14 protein-coding genes are annotated in these 13,413 nt (G+C 74.6%); 6 read left to right on the top strand and 8 right to left on the bottom strand.

Going from position 1 to position 13,413, the window contains the following annotated elements; genetic code table 11:
• Nucleotides 1-91: 91 nt before the first annotated feature.
• The 3 genes from AB0N76_RS37005 to AB0N76_RS36995 all read right to left on the bottom strand — a co-directional run bounded on the left by AB0N76_RS37005 (nucleotide 92) and on the right by AB0N76_RS36995 (nucleotide 3,766).
• Nucleotides 92-1,507, bottom strand: a complete 1,416-nt coding sequence (locus AB0N76_RS37005; protein ID WP_363565037.1) for a hypothetical protein — start codon at nucleotides 1,505-1,507, stop codon at nucleotides 92-94.
• Between the two features lie 309 nt (nucleotides 1,508-1,816).
• Nucleotides 1,817-2,668: a phosphotransferase gene (locus AB0N76_RS37000; RefSeq protein WP_363565035.1), complete on the bottom strand. Its 852-nt coding sequence runs from the start codon at nucleotides 2,666-2,668 to the stop codon at nucleotides 1,817-1,819.
• A gap of 198 nt (nucleotides 2,669-2,866) precedes the next feature.
• Nucleotides 2,867-3,766 (bottom strand): phosphotransferase, encoded by a 900-nt coding sequence (locus tag AB0N76_RS36995; protein ID WP_363565033.1) that lies wholly within the window; start codon nucleotides 3,764-3,766, stop codon nucleotides 2,867-2,869.
• Between the two features lie 233 nt (nucleotides 3,767-3,999).
• Between AB0N76_RS36995 and AB0N76_RS36990 the strand changes: the two genes are divergently transcribed.
• The 3 genes from AB0N76_RS36990 to AB0N76_RS36980 are packed head-to-tail and all read left to right on the top strand — an operon-like array spanning nucleotide 4,000 to nucleotide 7,912.
• Nucleotides 4,000-5,475 (top strand): pyridoxal-dependent decarboxylase, encoded by a 1,476-nt coding sequence (locus tag AB0N76_RS36990; RefSeq protein ID WP_363565031.1) that lies wholly within the window; start codon nucleotides 4,000-4,002, stop codon nucleotides 5,473-5,475.
• Complete coding sequence (locus AB0N76_RS36985; RefSeq protein ID WP_363565029.1) at nucleotides 5,472-6,686, top strand: sulfotransferase; 1,215 nt, start codon at nucleotides 5,472-5,474, stop codon at nucleotides 6,684-6,686. Before AB0N76_RS36990 ends, AB0N76_RS36985 begins: the two co-directional genes overlap by 4 nt.
• Nucleotides 6,683-7,912, top strand: a complete 1,230-nt coding sequence (locus AB0N76_RS36980; RefSeq protein ID WP_363565027.1) for a cytochrome P450 — start codon at nucleotides 6,683-6,685, stop codon at nucleotides 7,910-7,912. The genes AB0N76_RS36985 and AB0N76_RS36980 overlap by 4 nt, the downstream gene beginning before the upstream one ends.
• Before the next feature lie 207 nt (nucleotides 7,913-8,119).
• On the opposite strand, the gene AB0N76_RS36975 is transcribed toward AB0N76_RS36980, so the two are convergent.
• Nucleotides 8,120-8,269, bottom strand: coding sequence for a hypothetical protein (locus AB0N76_RS36975; protein WP_363565025.1), 150 nt, complete (start codon nucleotides 8,267-8,269; stop codon nucleotides 8,120-8,122).
• 78 nt (nucleotides 8,270-8,347) lie between these two features.
• A complete protein-coding gene (locus AB0N76_RS36970; RefSeq protein WP_363565023.1) occupies nucleotides 8,348-8,995 on the bottom strand; it encodes a lysophospholipid acyltransferase family protein in 648 nt (215 codons plus the stop codon).
• Between the two features lie 304 nt (nucleotides 8,996-9,299).
• Between AB0N76_RS36970 and AB0N76_RS36965 the strand changes: the two genes are divergently transcribed.
• Entirely contained in the window at nucleotides 9,300-9,788 is a 489-nt protein-coding gene (locus tag AB0N76_RS36965; protein WP_363565021.1) for a hypothetical protein, read from the top strand.
• A gap of 141 nt (nucleotides 9,789-9,929) precedes the next feature.
• Nucleotides 9,930-10,139: a hypothetical protein gene (locus tag AB0N76_RS36960; RefSeq protein ID WP_363565019.1), complete on the top strand. Its 210-nt coding sequence runs from the start codon at nucleotides 9,930-9,932 to the stop codon at nucleotides 10,137-10,139.
• Between the two features lie 98 nt (nucleotides 10,140-10,237).
• Here AB0N76_RS36960 and AB0N76_RS36955 read toward each other — a convergent pair whose 3' ends face one another.
• Complete coding sequence (locus AB0N76_RS36955) at nucleotides 10,238-10,795, bottom strand: YciI family protein (protein WP_363565017.1); 558 nt, start codon at nucleotides 10,793-10,795, stop codon at nucleotides 10,238-10,240.
• Between the two features lie 81 nt (nucleotides 10,796-10,876).
• Complete coding sequence (locus AB0N76_RS36950; protein ID WP_363565039.1) at nucleotides 10,877-11,257, bottom strand: helix-turn-helix domain-containing protein; 381 nt, start codon at nucleotides 11,255-11,257, stop codon at nucleotides 10,877-10,879.
• A gap of 187 nt (nucleotides 11,258-11,444) precedes the next feature.
• Between AB0N76_RS36950 and AB0N76_RS36945 the strand changes: the two genes are divergently transcribed.
• Nucleotides 11,445-12,317, top strand: coding sequence for an NAD(P)H-binding protein (locus AB0N76_RS36945; protein ID WP_363565015.1), 873 nt, complete (start codon nucleotides 11,445-11,447; stop codon nucleotides 12,315-12,317).
• An 81-nt stretch (nucleotides 12,318-12,398) separates the two neighbouring features.
• Here AB0N76_RS36945 and AB0N76_RS36940 read toward each other — a convergent pair.
• Nucleotides 12,399-13,413: DUF6745 domain-containing protein (locus AB0N76_RS36940; RefSeq protein ID WP_363565013.1), on the bottom strand; the 1,015-nt coding region annotated here is incomplete at its 5' end.

Raw genomic sequence — 13,413 nt, 5'->3', positions numbered from 1 at the left:
GCTCGCGGACCGCTACCGCGCTGGAGTCGTCCTGGCCTCACTGATCCTCTGGCTCCGCGAACCAGCCAGGTGATCATTTGTCAGACAGGCCTTAGTGGACGCCCGGACAGCCACTGTTGCAGGAGGTCCCCGACGTCTTGGGGAGATCTGTCAGGTGCACCAGCGCGCGCCGGACGGCCGGCTCCCGCGCGTGGTGGGCGAGCCGCTGACGGTACTGGCGGGCGAGCCCCGACGGCAGCAGCCCGATGGCGTTGACGGCTCGGTGGACGGCGCGGGCGGCGAGGTCGACCTCACCCAGCTCCAGGTGCACGTCGGTGGCGTACAACAGCCAGACGCCGGTATGGGGTGACGGGTCGATGGCCCGGGGTGCCAGCAGCGAGTCCGTGAGCGTCTCGAAGTACGACCGCGCCTCGCGCGGGGCCCCGAGGAACAGCGCGGCCTGGGCGCGGGCCACCGTGACGGCGCGGGCCAGGGCCGCGGTGCCGGAGGGATCGTCCGGGGCCGGGGCCGGGTGCGGGTGCGGGTGCGGGTGCGGGCCGGGAGCGGCGGTCACGGCCGCGCGGTCCAATGCCCGGGCGGCATCGGTGGCGCACCCCTGCCGTGCGAAGGCGAGCGCCTCCACCAGCCGCACCGGGACGGCAGTGGCCGGCAGCGGCCCGGAGCCGGCGTCACCGGCCGCCCGGACGAGGGCCAGGGCGTCGGCCGGATCTCCGGCGATGACGTGGCGCAGGGCGAGCTGGGTGAAGGCCGCCGTGGCGAGCGCGGGCTCCGCCGCGGCGGCGGCCGCCCGGACGGCGGCGAGGTTGTACCGTTCGGCCCGGGCCTCCTCGCCGAGGGCGCTGCTCAACCAGGTGCAGAGCAGCGCGGTCCGCGCGGCGAGGGCGAAGAGCCGACGGGAGGTCGGGGCGTCCGCTCCGCCGACCCCGAGCAGCCGGACGACCAGGCGGTGTTCTGCGCGGGCCGCCCGGTAGAGCGTGGCGGCCGGGACAGCCGTACCGGCCTCGTGCCGTTCGAGGGCCGCGATCCGAGCCTCGCACCACTGCAACTGCTCCGCGGACGGGGATCGGCCCTCGGCATCGGGACGCCGGTCGGGTGCCGTGATCAGCGCGAGGGCCGAACGGGTCTGCGCGGCGAGGGCGGCCCCCCGCAGCAGGAGGGCCGGGGTGCTCGGCCCCTTCCGCAGGTGGAGCGTGCCGTGCAGGGCGAGTTCGGCGCCCCGGTCCGTGTAGGCCTGGTCGAGGAGCACGGCGTCACTCAGGACCAGGTGCAGCCAGTGGGGCCAGCCGAGCCGCCGCACCTCATCGGCCGGGACGCCGTGGATCCGGGCCATCGCCAGCTGTGCGGTGTGCTCCGGGACCGTCCGTCCGGACTCCCAGCGGGACACCTTCTCCCTGCGGGCCGCCATCTGCCCCAACCCCAGCTCGGCATGGGTGCGGGCGACGAGGCGGGCGTAGTCGGCGTGGGAGAGCCCCTGGGCGGTACGCAGGCGGGTGAGGGGGTGCGCCATGGATGCGGGTCTCGGGCTGTCTCTGGATCTCGTCGGGGCCGTGCAGGGCCGTACGGGGCCGTGCGGCTTCAGGTCCTCCGGATTTTAGAAAGGTCTCTTCATTATTCGCCACGTACCGAGGCACACCCGGAGGCACGGCCCCACCGCCGCAGCGCTCCGTCGGCTCAGCGCTCCCTCGGCCCGGCCATGCGACGTGCCTCCGGCGTTGCCTCGGCACCTGGGACCCACCGAACCGGCCGCTTCCCCAAGCCACGCCCGCCACCCGCCACTTGGGTACCCGTGCTCGCCTTCCCAGGACTGCCACCCGCCTCAGCGGTAGCCGGCGAGCCCGTCCGCCAGTTCCTCGTCGTCGCCGTCGCGGACGGCGGCGAGGGCTTGTTGCAGGGCGAACGTGCCGCGGATGGCGGCGATGCGGCCGGTGAGCCCGGGGTCCGTCCACCGGTCCACCGCGCGCACCCGCTCCAGAATCTCGGGGCCGTGGCCGGCGGCGACGGCCGCGAGGTCCTCCGCCGGGTCGCCGAGCGCGACCCCGTCCCAGTCGAGCACCCCGCTGAGACGCGGCCTGCCGTCGGTCCACTCCCACAGGACGTTCTCGCTCCCGAGGTCACCGTGCACCACCGCCCCGGTGAGGTGCGGAAGCGCCTCGGCCCCGGCGAGTTCCCGCTCGGCCCTGCGCCGCCCGCTGTCGGACATCAGGCCGAAGAGTTCCGCGCGCACACCGCCCGCGAACCGCCGCCACTGCCCCACCGGCGCGACGGGCAGTACCGCCCGCGCCGCCTCCTCGCCGCCGGCCCGGGCCAGACCGGCCAGCAGGGCGGCATACTCCGCCGCCACCACACCGGCCACCTCGGCATCATCGAGCACCCCCGGCTCCAACGGCTCCCCGGGCACCCGCCTCAGCACGAGGTACCCCTCGCCCTCCACCAACGGCTCGGGCGTCCGAACCCCCAGGCCGAGCCCGCCGACCGCACGCAACACAACGGCCCGCTGCGGCAACCGCGCGGCCGCCGCCCGAGTCCGGGCCAGGCACACGACCCGGTCCGCCCCCATGACCACGGTGTGGAACTGCCCCTGCCGCACGACAAGACCACCCGGCTCGTCGTCCGGAAGCAACCGCCTCAGCAGAGCCGCCCGCGTGCTCCGAACGTCCGCGATAGGCATCTGAGCATCCTCCGAAGCATCCGACGGCAGCCGAGCCGAACCACGCACACGATGCTCCCGCCCACGACGGCACTCAACACCGGTGACCTCCCAACCTAACGACAACCACCGCCTCGCTGCCGTCGGTTTTCGCCCGCCGAACCGCGACCTCTTCCCGCCTCCTGCCGCCAGTCTTGAAGCAACGGTGGTAACAGGCCGTCAAAGGATGTTCCAGCGTGTCTGTGTGTGGCCCGAGGCCAGCCCGCTGACGCGGCGACGTACCTCCCGGAGGGTGGGGCTCCCCGGGGCGGCGCGTTTGGCGTTCGTGGTGATCATGCGCAGCTCGCGCAGGGCCGCCAGCGTGGGGTAGCCGTCCCAGGTCCTGATGTCGTAGCCGTAGCGGTCGGCGAATGCCTGGTAGTGGGCCTCTCCGTAGCCGAACCGGCGGCAGTGGATCTCCACGGTGACGAGGTCGAGCTCCGGCTGACCGAAAGCGGCGGTGTCCCAGTCGCAGAGGACGGCACTGCCGTGCCCGGCGTGAAGGGCGTTGCGGTGCTGGGGGTCGCCCTGGATGACCGAGGGCGCCAGCACATAGACAACGCCGGCGAGTTCGCGTTCGAGCTCGTCCAGACGGTTGGTCAGGAAATGGAGTTCGGCGGGCGCGAGCGCGGTGGTGGCAGTTAGGGAGCGTCGGATCGCTGCGACGGTGTCCACCGCGGGCAGCCTCGACGGCGGGTCGGTGAGGCGGTGGAGCAGCCGTAGCGGATCGGCGAGTCGTTCGGCTGCCACGGGGTGGGCGGGCTGCGGGAGGTACGTCCAGTACGTCGCATAGTGGCCGTCGAGGTCGACGGGCTGCCGGACGGGGTGCAGGGGCACGGTCGGAAATCCCTGGGCGCCGAGCCAGCCGGCCAGGTCGACCGTGCGCTGCACGCTTGCCAACCGGGTACCGCTGCGGGCGATCTTGACCACGACCTCGTCGACGGCGAAGACCGCGTTGGTGTGGCCGCGGAGGAGCCGGGCGCGGGCCGGGTCGAGGTCGGCGGCGGCGCAGGCGCGGTCGAGGAGGCGGGCGAGGTCGGTTGCGGCGAAACCCCCGGCGTCCCTGGCAGTCGTCGTCATGACGCTCAGGCTGACCTACCCGCCGGGGAGCTGTCACCTCAACACGGACGGCGGGCAAGGAGCGCGCCGCAGCAATGGCCGTGATGGTTCCGCCTCGCTCGACTCCCCTCGTATCGACAGCGCGGCGATCCGGAACGCGTACTTGTCACGTCTCCGCCGAAGCACCACAGTGTGACTCTGTGAACACCATCAGCGAGCACGGCGCAGGTGGAGCGCCAGCGGGGGTCGGTCCGGTGGACGCCTCCCTGACGTTGCCGGTGGAGTCGGTGGCCGCCCTGGGGCACCGGGTCTGGGAGCTCGTCTCAGAGCACCTCGCGGCCGGGCCCGAGCGCCACGGCCTTCCGACGGCCTCGCCGGGCTCGGCCGTCGACGCGGACCGGCTGCGTTCCGAGCCCCTGCCCGGCGCCCCCGCAGGCGATCCGCTCAAGCTGGTGGACGAGGTGGGGCGGCTGTTGCGCGAGGGCAACGCGCACCCGGACCATCCGGACTTCCTCGCGTTCGTGCCCACTCCGGGGACCGTCACCGGGGTACTGGGATCGGTTCTGGCCACCGGGTTCGCGGTCCCGACCGGATGGCGTTTCACCGGGAGGGTCTCCAGCGCGATCGAGTCAGCCACCGTCCGGTGGCTGGTCGAGTTGCTGGGTCTGGCCCCCGGTACGTCCGGGTTGTTCGTGTCGGGTGGCTCCGCCGCCAACCTGACCGCCCTGACGGCGGCGCGCGACGCGCTCGTCGGGACCGAAGCCCGCGGCGCCACCGCCTACTTCTCCGACCAGACCCATTTCTCCGTCCCCCGGGCCCTGCACATCCTGGGTATCGGCGAGGACCGTATCCGGGTGCTGCCCGGGGACGCGCACCGCCGGATCCCGTTGCCCGGCCTCGCCCGACAGGTGGCCGCGGACCGCGCCAACGGTCTGCGCCCCTTCCTCGTGGTGGCCAACGCGGGCACCACGGCCACCGGTGACGTCGACCCGCTGCCCGAACTGGCCGCCTTCTGCCGCGGCGAGGGCCTGTGGCTGCACGTGGACGGCGCGTTCGGTGCCCCTGCGGCGCTGACCGAGCGCGGACGCGGCCTGCTGGCGGGTCTGGACGCGGCGGATTCGGTGAGCGTCGATCCGCACAAATGGCTGTTCCAGCCCGCCGGGACGGGCTGTGTGCTGCTGCGTGACCCCGCCCGCCTGACGCGTGCGTTCGGCGTCGGGCTCCCCGGGTACCTGGAGACGGGCGCCACCGGTCACGACGAGGGCGAGGTGGACTACCTCCAGTGGGGAGTGGAGCAGACGCGGGAGTTCCGGGCGCTGCGCCTGTGGCTGTCGCTGAAGGTGTTCGGCGCGGACGCCTTCCGCGCCGCCGTGGAGCGAGGCCAGGCGATGGCCGACGACATCGCCGCGTACATCGACTCCCGGCCCGACCTGGAGGTGGTGACCGGTCCCTCGCTGGCCGTCGTCACCTTTCGTGGCTTGCCGCCCGCCGCCGGGCCCTTCCCGTGCCCGGAGGCCGCCGACCGGACGGTGGACGAGGTCTGCCGCGACCTGCGGTCGGAGGGGCGCGCCATGGTCGCCGGCGTGACCGTGGCCGGCCGCCGGGTCTTCCGGCTCTGTGTCATCAACCCGCGCGCGCAGCCCGACGGACTCCGCGCCGTGGTCGACAGGGTCGCCGAGCTGTGGACCGCTCGGGCCGGTGCCCCGGAGCGGCCGGGCGCCGCGCTGTGAACGGGGGGCAGCCGCCGCGCCGCGGACCCTCCGGAAACCGGGACGGCGGTGGGGACCGCGACGGGGGCAGGGACCGCGACGGGGTCGCACACGTCGAGCGTCTCGACGCCGACGGGCTGCGGGCCGAGGCGGTCCGCCTCACCGGCCTGGCGGACTTCGGCGCGCCCGGCCACGGACCGGCCTTGGACCTGCTCGTCTCGGCCCTGGAAACCGAGGCCCGGCTCAGCCCGGCCGGCCGGGCCGAGGCTCGGGACACCCTGCTCCGCGCGCTCCGCACCCGGCTGTGGCTGCACGCCCTGCCCGTACCGCCGATGGTGCAGGAGCCCCCCGTCGTCCTGATCGGCCTGCCCCGGACCGGCAGCACCCTGCTGCACAGGCTCCTCGCCCATCATCCGGCGCTGCGGGCACCCCGCCTGTGGGAGCTGCTGGCGCCGGTCACGCCGCCGGGAGCCGGAGCGGCGGACCTGGTCGCGGACGCCGAACGGCACGTGGCCGATCTGACCAGGACCGCGCCCGACCTGGCCCGCGTCCACCCCACCGGGGCGAACGAACCGGAGGAGTGCGAGCACCTCGTGAACACGGACTTCCGCAACAGCGTCCTCGGCCTGCTCAGTTATCGGGTCCCCGGCTACGCGTCCTGGCTCGCCGGGCAGGATCTGACGGCCGCTTACACGCTGCACCGGGCCCAGCTCGCCCACATCCTCGCCCGGCGTCCGGCCCCGGCCGGGGCCCGGCTCCTGCTGAAGAGCCCCTCCCATCTGTGGCACCTGCCCGCTCTGGACCGCGTTCACCCGGGCGCGAGGTTCATCGTCCTCGAACGTGACCTCGAAGAGGCGATCGGCTCCGTCTGCGGCCTCGTGTTCGCGGCCCGCCGCAAACGCAGCGACGCCGTGGACCCCGTGGAGATCGGCCGGGACATGACCGCCGCCACGCACGCCGGACTGTCGAGGATGTACACCTTCACCACCGACCCATCGGTCGCCGACCGCTGTCTGACGGTCCGCTTCACGGACATGGTGGCCGACCCCGACGGCACCGCCCGGCGCGTGCTGGACTGGCTGGGGCTGACCGCCGACGGCACCCTGCGCCGGCGCTGGCACGACCACCTCGCGCGCAACCCACGCCCCGATCACGTCCATCCCCGCGCGGCCTGCGGCCTGCCGCCCGCCGGCCCACAAGTCGCACCCCACGGCCTGGAGGCCACGTCATGACGACGCCCGCCCCGCACCCCGGCCGACTCCCCTATCCGTTCGACCGCGCCCACTGCCTGTCGCCCCTGCCGCACACCGAGCTCCTGCGCATGCCGGGCCTGGCCCGCGTCACCCTGCCCAGTGGCGATCCGGCCCACCTCGCGGTCCGCCACGCCGACGTCGTCCGCGTCCTCACCGACCGCCGGTTCAGCCGCCGGGCCATGTTCACCACCCCCGGCGGCCCCCGGTGGACGCTGGCCGACCGCGACGAGCCCAGCCTGCTCGGCCTCGATCCCCCGGACCACACCCGGGTCCGCCGGCTCTGTGCCCCCGCGTTCCGCCGCGACAGCGTCGACCGCTCAGCCGCCGCGGTGGAAGCCCATGTGCACCGGCTGCTGGACGTGCTCCTGGCAGCCGGAGCGGGCCCCGAACCGGTCGACCTGCACGGCGCGTTCGCCCTCCCGCTGGCCGAGGCCGTCGTGTGCGACGTCCTCGGGGTGAGCTCCGCGCACCGTGCCCCGCTGGTCGAGTGGGCGCGGCACAAGCTGTCGCTGACCTCCCTGCCGCCGGAGCAGGCACGGGCCGGCCACGAGGCGCTGCGCGCCCACTACGACCGACTGTTCTTCTCCCCGCAGGCCGCCGACGCCCTGGTGCCGGGCGGGCTGCTCCACCGGCTCCGGGATGCCCACACCGCCGGCGACCTGAGCCGTCCGGAACTCATCGCCACCGCCGTCAACCTGTTCGTGGCGGGACACGCCACCACGGCCGCCACCCTCACCAACGGCGTCCTGGCCCTGCTCAACCACCCGGACCAGTGGCAGGCCCTCCGCACCGACCGGGCCCTGCTTCGACCGGCCATCGAGGAGATCCTGCGCTTCGACACCATCGCCGACGTCGCACTGCCCCGGCTGGCCGTGGCGGACGTGACCGTCGGGGCGACCACGATCAGGGCCGGGGAAGCGGTCGTCCCGTCCCACCCGCACGCCGGACGCGACCCCGCCGTCTTCGCCCGACCCGAAACCTTCGACATCACCCGCCCGCCGGGCCCCCACCTCGCCTTCGGACACGGCCCCCACCGCTGCATCGGCGCCGACCTGGCGCTGCTGGAACTACGGTCCGCGCTCGGTGCCCTGGCTGACCGTGCACCGCGCCTGCGTCTCGCGGAGCCCGCCACCGCACTCCCCTTCCCCGGCGGATCCCTGATCGGCGGAGTCAACCGCCTCCCCGTCCACACGCACGACGCATGATCCACACCGACGGGTGGCGCGCGCCCAGGCCACCTGAACGCACGACAGCTGCCAAGCGGCGAAGCCCGGACGGCGACCAAGCGCCCCGTCGGGCCCGGAGCCGTCAGCCGTCGAGTCCGCCCGCACCGCGCTCAGCCGGGCGGCCACGTTCCTCACCGGCCGGCACGGGAGGCTTCCCGTCGGCGCGGCTGGGCTCTGGCCATGCGCCTACCCGTCAGGGGGCTGGTACTCGGTCGGCATGGTGCTGTGGTGCTCGACCGGTGTGTCCGTGCCGTGCCTCGCCCAGAGCCAGTAGCCCGCCGCCGTTGCGGCGAGCAGACCGGCCGGGATGAGGACCGCCAGCAGTGCCTCGGTCACCTCGCATCCCCCCGTTCGCGCCGCTCCCCGCTTCCGGGGACGCCCCGCCCGGGCCGCCGGGTTGCGGTCGGTGGCCGTTCAGGCGGCGGCGCGGCGGGCGGCGACCGACCAGGCGTCCGCGACGGCGCGGTGGGCCCGGGCCGTCGCGTCGGCCGCGTCGCCGTCCAGGCGGAGCGGCGTACCGAGGTGGACGTGCAGGGCAGGGCGGCGGACCGGGGCGGTGGCCAACCCGGCGAGCTGCTTGAGCGTGCCGCCCGAGGAGAGCCGGCGGGCGCCCGCCTGGCCGAGCGGGACCACCGGTGCGCCGGTGGCCTGCGCGAGCCGGGCGAGGCCGCTGCGGAACGGGCCCGGCGGCCTTTCCCCGGAGTCGCGCCGACGCGGCAGCCCGCCCTCGCCGTAGATCAGCACCACGCGTCCCGCCGCCAAGGCCTCGGCCGCCGCGTCGAGCGAGTCCGCCGCCCGGGCGGCGCCCCGGTGGACGGCGATGTGCCCCTCCCGGCGCAGCAGCGGACCGAGTGCCGGGATCCGCCAGAGGCCGGCCGTCGCGAGCACGACGGGCCGGGCGCCGAGCCGGTGCAGGGCGGCGAGCACCACGGCGGGGTCGGCGAGGGAGGTGTGGTTGGCCGCGACGATGCTGCCCGGAGCGGGTGTGATGTCGGCCGCGTCGGCGGTGACGTGCAGGCGCCCGAAGGCGGGAACGAGCAGGGCGGCGGTACGGCTCAGCATGGCGTGACCTGGTCCTCGTGACGGGTGGCGCTGTCCTGTCGGCCAGTCTGGTCGCACCCGCCACCGGCCGCCTGAGTACCCGTACTCACCTTCCCCGGACCCTGCTGCGACCACGACGGCATCACCTTGGGCTACATGGTGGAGGACGCGGCCCGTCCCGGAGCGACGCTCGTCGTGGAGACCGGTCGGCCGGCCGTGCTCAAGCCGAACATGCTGCCCGCGCACTGGGTGCTGGACGGGCCCGACCGTGGGGTCTCGGGGAAATTCGGTCGGCGTAGGGGGCGCCGGCGGGCACGATGGCGGGATGGTTGATCTGTTGTGGGACGACCGGGTCGCTTGGCTGCTCGATCCGGCCGATGGGGGCTGCCTCCCCGACGGGTTCGTCGAGGGTACGACGGCGGCTGACTGGCAGGCGGTGCTCGACCTGGTCGAGGAGCGGGGCTGGGCCTTCGAGTACGCCGAGGGTGACACGGTGCTGCCGCTGCCCCGGGCCGAGGCCGTGCTGGCCCGTCCGGCCGATGCCGAGTGTCCGAACCTGAGGGTGTGGCCGGATCCCGAGGTGTGTGCGATCTTCCGGTTCCTCGGGGAGGAGCAGGTCGACTTCGACGTCGACCTCAGGGAGCTCCAGGGGCAGCAGCAGCTGGACGTCCTGTGCGGGTTCCTGGCCGCGATCGGGCGGCGGTTGGGCAAGTCGGTGCCGCTGTTCCCCGAGGGCGGCGGCACGGAGCCGCTGCTCGGGTTCGACATTGCCATCGACCGGGTCAGGGTGATGTGGACGCGGTCGGAGGAATGAAGGCGGCGCAGCGGACGTGGTCAACGACGGAGCGGGCCGGGGCGACACGCAGGTCACCCCATTCGGGTGACATTCCGTCGGATGGCATGGGGCTGGTCCCTAGGGTTCGAAGCACTGTTGGTTCACGAAGGGATTTAACCCATGTACCGCACCGTCCGTACCTTCGCCGTCCTGCTGGCCGCCGTCGGCGCCGTTTCCCTGCCCACCCAGGCCTTCGCCGATGACACGGTGACGGTCACCACCACGACCATCACCGTCATCGGGACGGGCAACCAGCTCGCCGGCGACGACATCACCAACGTCGGGGGTGACGCGATCATCGGCTCCTTCGACGGCATCGACGTCCACTGACCCACCCTCCCCTTCGAATCCGCACCGCCCGCGCCCGTCCCGGCGCGGGCGGTGCCGTGTGCGCGGGCGCCGCAGGTGTCCGGGCGCCCCGCCGCCGCTCAGGACCGTCGGCCGCCGAACTGCCAGTCGTGGACCTCGACGTCGGCGTACCGGTCCACGGTCAGGACGGCGCGGGCCGCCCGCCGGTCCGGCGCCCGGACCAGTGCCGCCGTGCCCAGCCAGGCCTCGCCGTCGTCTGAGAGCAGCGGGCCGTAGGCGATCAGTTCCTCCTCCCGCCCGGGTGGCGGTGTGCGGTCGGCGGGCTCGCCGGCGCCGAGGCCGAGCACCAGGTAGCGGTTGCCGCCGGTCCGACCGCCGGGGAACTCCCACATGGTGCGGCCCAGCAGGTTGCGCCAGCGCCGCACCAGCACGTCCCGGTAGGCGCCGGCCTGGTAGCAGGGCTCGTCGAAGGCGAACGCGCGGGCCGCGGCGGGATCGGGCAGGTCGACGATGTGCACGCTCCCGGTGGGGATGTCGACCTCGTCGCCGGAGAGGGTCGGCCCCCGGGCGATCAACTCCCGGGCGTATCCGTCCATGTAGGACCAGTGGTCTTCCAGCAACTCGCCCCGCAGTCCGGCGGAACCCGGCCGGTCGCGGTGGTAGACGAAGAACTCCATGCGCGGAGGATCTCGCCGAACCACCCGTCGGGGCGAGCGATTTACCGGGCGGCTGCAGAGCCGAGCGGCGGCGCCGGGGGCTCAGCGCGCGGGGGTGTCGTCGTAGGAGCGGCGGGCTTCCTCGACGCGGTCCAGGTTGGCGGCGGACCACTCGGCCAGGCCGGCGAACAGCGGGGCGAGGCTGCGGCCCAGGTCGGTGATCTCGTACTCGACGCGCGGTGGTACCTCAGCGTGGTACTCGCGCTTGATCAGGCCGTCTCGCTCCAGCTGCCGCAGTCGCTGGGTGAGCACCTTGGGCGTGATGGCGGCGACCCTCCGTTGCAGCTCGACGTAGCGCTGCCGGCCGTGCTGGTTGAGCGTCCAGAGGATCGGGGTGGTCCAGCGACTGAAGACCAGGTCGACCACCGGGCCGATCGGGCACGCCCGCGCCGGGTCCGTCGATCCGTCCGCCGACCAGTCCATGCCGCTCACGCGTCCCCCTCGATTGCCTGCGACGTCGGGTCACTTTCCTCTAGGTACCTACTGTACGCAGGCTGTTAACGTCGTTCCGCGAGCCCGGGGAGAACGCCCCGGGCGGCGTCAACTCCCTTTCATCGACGGCCTTTTGGCCGTTTCGGTGATTCTTTTGTCAAGGAACGAGGAGCAGGACATGATCGTGGTGACGGGTGCGACGGGCACCATCGGCCGGCCGCTGGTGGGCGCGCTGGCGGCGGCGGGCGAGCGGGTGACGGCGGTGTCCCGCCGCCCAGTGGACGCCGGCCTCCCGGAGGGGGTGCGACATCACCGGGCCGACCTCGCCGAGGCCGGGTCACTGCGGCCCGCGCTGGACGGTGCCGACGCGCTGTTCCTCCTCCTCTCCGGTGAAATGCTGCTGGACGGTGGTGGCGAGGCGCCGGGCGCGCTGCTCGACGTCGCCAAGGCCGGCGGGGTCCGCCGGGTGGTGCTGCTCTCCTCGCAGGCGACCGGGACGCGGCCGGACGCCCTCTCGCACGCCCGGCTGCGCGCGTTCGAGGAGGCCGTCCGGCACTCCGGGCTCGACTGGACGATCCTCCGGCCGAGCGGCTTCCACACCAACGCCTTCGGCTGGGCGGAGCCGGTCCGGACCCGGCGCACGGTCGCCGCGCCGTTCGGCGACGTCGCCCTGCCGACCGTGGACCCGGCCGACCTCGCCGAGGTGGCGGCCACCGTCCTGCGGAACGGCGGCCGGCCGGGAGCGTCCGGCCCGCACGACGGCCGAACGTACGTGCTGACCGGGCCGGAGCCGGTGTCGCCGCGCGAGCAGGCCGCCGCGCTCGGGGCCGCACTCGGCGAACCGGTCGCCTTCGTCGAGCTGAGCCGCGAGGCCGCCCGCGGCCACCTGCTGTCGGTCATGCCCGAGGCGGTGGTCGACGGCACCCTCGACATCCTGGGCACGCCGACCGCCGCCGAACGGCAGGTCAGCCCGGACGCCGAGCGGCTGCTGGGCCGCCCGGCCACCGGCTTCGCCGAGTGGGCCCGCCGGAACGCCGCCGCGTTCCGGTAGCCGTAGGCCCGCGCGCCCGGCCCGGCCGCCCTGTCCCGCCGCCCGGCCCCGGACGATGGTGCTCGGCGGAGTACCGCCCGCTCAGGTCTCGCGCTGCGGGTGGTACTCCGCCTCGGCTATGCCGAAGCTCCAGGCCACCCCGGCCCGGGCGGTGCAGGTGCTCGGCGGCACCCGGAGCCAGTACGTGCGGAAGGTGCCGTCGGGCTCGGCGGTCGAGTTGACCACCTCGACCATCACCACCGGCTCGTCGTCCGGCAGTTGGATCCGCCAGAGCACGCCGGTCTCGTCCCGGTGCACCGGCTCGGCGCCGGAGTCCGCCAGGTAGCGCTCGTAGCCGTAGTGCTCCAGCAGGACGCGGCGCAGCTCGGCGTTCTCCTCGGTGCGGATCCGCTCGGCGGTGACGGTGCCGAGCCCGGCCAGGAACTCGGCCGGGACCGGCATGCCCCGCCAGGCGTGCAGGGCGAAGCCGTCGGCGTACTCGAGGGCCGGGCCGTCGGCGCGGTCCAGCCGGCCCGCCTCGTCGCGGTGCAGGGCCACCGGCCGCTCGCTGATCAGCACCACGTCCTCGTAGGGCCACCACCAGCCGGCTCCGCGCGCCACCTCGGCGAGCGCGGCGATCCCGATGGCGGCGCTGGCACCGGCCGGCTCGGCGTCGGCCGGGGGTGCCTCGGCCGGGGGTGCCTCGGCCGGGGCGGGCGCCAGGACGCCGGCCGCCTCGAAGGCGGCGAACCAGGGGGCGTCGTGCTGGCCCCGGACCGCGTCGAGCAGCGCGAGCCGGGCGGCGGTCCGGCGCTCCCGTGCCGCCTCGACCACGTCGTCCTCGTCCTCCTCGACGTCCGGCTCGGGGGCGAGCCGGTCGAGCACGGCGGTGCGGACGCGGTCGGCCAACGCGATGGTCACCGGGCCGAGTTCGCCGCCGGTCAGGGCCCAGAGCGGCGCCCAGCCCGCCGGGCCGGTCCGCTCGACGGCCTGGCGGCGGACGGTCTCCCACGGCCCGGTGCGGACCTCCTCGCGCACCGTCACCGCGCCGGCCGCCCGCAGCTCCAGCGCCGCCTCGGCCGCCGCCAGCGGCGAGCCGAACCAGCGGACGTCCGCC

Origin of the sequence: Kitasatospora sp. NPDC093806 (genome assembly GCF_040683335.1) — a bacterium.
In the GTDB taxonomy this organism is placed as follows: Bacteria; Actinomycetota; Actinomycetes; order Streptomycetales; family Streptomycetaceae; genus Kitasatospora.
This window is presented reverse-complemented; position numbering and strand designations above follow the sequence as displayed.